Origin of the sequence: Pontibacterium sp. (assembly GCF_041587635.1) — a bacterium.
In the GTDB taxonomy this organism is placed as follows: domain Bacteria; phylum Pseudomonadota; class Gammaproteobacteria; order Pseudomonadales; family Balneatricaceae; genus Pontibacterium.
Map to the genome: position 1 here is coordinate 1 of NZ_JBFGYC010000524.1, position 2,849 is coordinate 2,849.

A 2,849-nucleotide genomic window follows, 5' to 3' on the forward strand; every position below is an offset into this window, starting at 1 on the left:
CCGTACGATCGTGCCGGGGAATCTGTTTCTCGCACTAAAAGGTCCTAACTTCGACGGTCATCGTTTTGTGGATCAGGCACTGAGCAAAGGTGCCGTTGCAGCTGTTGTGAGTGATCGTCAGGGCGATGATATCCCACAGTGGTTGGTGGGTGATACACATGCAGCACTGGGCCAGATCGCGAAACTCAATCGTCAGCGTTTTGAGAATACCGTATTCACAGTGACCGGCAGTGCAGGAAAAACAACCGTAAAAGAGATGCTGGCTACCATCCTGAGCCAGCAGGGTGAGGTACTGGCGACTAAGGGCAATCTGAACAATGATATCGGCGCACCGCTGACCCTTCTGTCACTTGAACGTCAGCATCAATACGGCGTGATTGAATTGGGTGCTAGCGCAGAGAAAGAGATCGACTACACCGTTCGACTGTCATTGCCGGATGTGGCCATTCTGACCAATGCGATGGGGGCTCACCTCGAAGGTTTTGGTTCCTTGCAAGGGGTGGTGCGTGCCAAAGGTGAGATATTCGACGGACTGTCGGACGATGGCTGGGCCATTATCAACCGTGATGATCCTCACTGTGAGGCATGGCTTGATAAAACAGAGGGACGCAATCGATTGACCTTTGGTGTCGAAAACAGCGCTGCGGATGTTATTGCGACCCACCTGAGTATTGCGGAGAACGGCTGTTATCGTTTTCAGCTGAATTATGCCGACCAAAGCGTAACCCTCTCACTGGGCGTGATGGGTAAGCATAATGTCGCAAATGCTACAGCGGCGACTGCTGCCATAATAGCCGCCGGTTTACCGCTTGAGTTGGCGGTAGAAGGCTTGAAAAAATTTACACCAGTTAAAGGCCGTATGTGTCCCATGACGGGCATGTACGGCTCGACTGTCATTGATGACAGTTATAACGCAAATCCCGGTTCAGTGAAGGCGGCAATTGATCTGCTGACCTCACTGCCCGGAAAACATCTGCTCTTGCTGGGTGATATGGCTGAACTTGGAAAAGATGAAGCCGAGCAGCATGCAGATGTTGGGAGTTACGCAGCGCAGAAGGGGACCGGCCGTCTGATGGCGGTCGGTGCGCTGTCGTTACATGCGGTGGATGCATTTAATGCCTCCACCGGTACGCAGGGAGGGCATTTTGATACCAGGGAACAATTGGTAGATGCAGTCCGTACCTTGCAGGAACCCGAAATGACCATCTTGGTTAAAGGGTCTCGCAGTGCGGGAATGGAAAAAGTTGTCGCAGGATTGGTTGAAGGAAACCACTAAATGCTTTTACTGCTCGCGGATTATTTGTCCAATTTCTACAGTGGCTTCGCGGTATTTCAGTACCTCACATTGAGAGGCATTCTTGGAGTACTGACGGCGCTGGTGATCTCATTGTTGCTGGGACCCGTGCTGATAAAGAAGTTGCGTGTAAAGCAGATCGGACAAGCGGTACGTGATGATGGCCCTCAGTCTCACCTGAGCAAGGCCGGTACGCCAACAATGGGCGGCGCACTGATTATTCCCGCCATCGCGATCAGCACCTTCTTGTGGGGAGATATTACCAACCGTTTTGTTTTGATTACTGTGGCTGTGATGCTGATCTTTGGCGCAGTGGGATGGGTCGATGATTATCGTAAGGTGATTGAGAAGAACTCTCGTGGTTTACCTGCGCGCTGGAAGTACCTTTGGCAATCTGTTGGTGGTGCCGGTGCCGCAATTTTGCTCTATCTGACGGCTCAAACACCTGCCGAAACCGAACTGATCGTGCCGTTCTTTAAAGGCGTGATGGTTGATATGGGGATCTTCTTCATCGTCTTTACCTACTTTGTGATTGTGGGTAGTTCCAATGCGGTAAACCTGACGGATGGTCTGGATGGTCTGGCGATTATGCCGACCGTCATGGTGGCTGCGGCATTGGGTGTGTTTGCATACCTGACCGGTAACGTGCGTTTTGCTGATTACTTGTTGATCCCTTATATATCCGGTGCCGGTGAGCTGATTGTTATTTGTGGTGCGATTGTTGGGGCGGGCCTTGGTTTTCTCTGGTTCAACACCTATCCAGCCCAGGTATTTATGGGAGATGTGGGTGCGCTATCGCTGGGCGCTACCTTGGGTGTAATTGCGGTCATTGTGCGACAGGAGTTGGTGCTGGTGATTATGGGCGGTGTGTTTGTCATGGAAACCGTGTCTGTCATCCTGCAAGTCGCTTCGTACAAGCTGACCGGGCGGCGAATATTCCGAATGGCGCCTATTCATCATCATTTTGAGCTCAAGGGCTGGCCTGAACCGCGCGTTATTGTTCGTTTCTGGATCATCACAGTGGTATTGGTTTTGGTAGGTCTGGCAAGTCTGAAAATTCGTTAGGAGACGCTGAATGAGCTTAATCGCCAGTGACAACAGGCGAATCATTGTAGGACTGGGCGCAACAGGTATTTCATGCGCCCGCCATCTGGCACGCAAAGGCGTGCCTTTCGTCGTTGTAGATACTCGCGAAAATCCGGCCGGTTTAGACCAGTTTAAGGCGGAGTTTCCCGATATCGACGTGCACTGCGGTGCGCTGGACGCAGAGTATCTCGCGCAGGCTTCTGAACTGATTGTGAGCCCCGGTGTTGCGATCAGCCACCCCGCTATTCAGGTGGCTATCGCACAGGGCGTGCATGTCTGCGGCGATATTGATCTGTTTTGTCGTGAGATTACCGCGCCGGTTATCGCGATTACTGGCTCTAATGCAAAAAGTAGTGTCACTACATTGGTGGGTGACATGGCTATGGCTGCGGGCATCGATGTGGGGGTTGGCGGTAATTTGGGCTTGCCGGTACTGGATATGCTGGCGCAAGGGGAGCAGGAACTATAC

At 52.1% G+C, this 2,849-nt stretch carries 3 protein-coding genes; all 3 read left to right on the forward strand.

The genetic code is table 11. From position 1 onward, the window contains the following. Positions 1–1,276 (forward strand): UDP-N-acetylmuramoyl-tripeptide--D-alanyl-D-alanine ligase (murF, locus tag ABYW01_RS18445; protein WP_372835675.1); only part of this gene is annotated, 1,276 nt, incomplete at its 5' end. Further along, positions 1,277–2,359 (forward strand): phospho-N-acetylmuramoyl-pentapeptide-transferase, encoded by a 1,083-nt coding sequence (mraY, locus tag ABYW01_RS18450; RefSeq protein WP_372835677.1) that lies wholly within the window; start codon positions 1,277–1,279, stop codon positions 2,357–2,359. Positions 2,360–2,369: 10 nt separating this feature from the next. Continuing rightward, positions 2,370–2,849: NAD(P)-binding protein (locus tag ABYW01_RS18455; protein WP_372835680.1), on the forward strand; the 480-nt coding region annotated here is incomplete at its 3' end.